Consider the following 332-nt stretch of genomic DNA (forward strand, 5'->3'; position numbering starts at 1 on the left):
CCGAAACCAGAGAAGAACTGGTGGGATATTGGATTAGGTGCTCTACAGGTAGTAGGAGGAGCAGCAGAAGCAGTCGGCGGTGCGGCATTGGCAGTCTTTACAGCCCCTACCGTAGCGGGAGCATTAGCGGGATCCTATATGATCGTGGACGGCTATTACAACATGAAAGCTGGCATCAACCAGATGAGGAATGGCTTTATCGGAGAAAAACGGTACGACACGACTCATGGGTTGGAAGAAGCCTTCGCATCCTTAGGAGCGATGACAGGGCATGAAACCCTGGGAAGGGGAACGTATTACGCCGTTTCCATCCTCAACCCGTTAAGTGTTTC

The 332-nt window shown here is 51.8% G+C and carries 1 protein-coding gene; it reads left to right on the forward strand.

Going from position 1 to position 332, the window contains the following annotated elements; translation table 11 throughout:
- The coding region (locus FS736_RS24550) for a hypothetical protein (RefSeq protein ID WP_222125094.1) at nt 1-332 on the forward strand (332 nt) is incomplete at both ends.

The sequence above is a fragment of the Cytobacillus oceanisediminis 2691 genome (assembly GCF_007678455.1).
Lineage (GTDB): Bacteria > Bacillota > Bacilli > Bacillales > Cytobacillaceae > Mesobacillus > Mesobacillus oceanisediminis_A.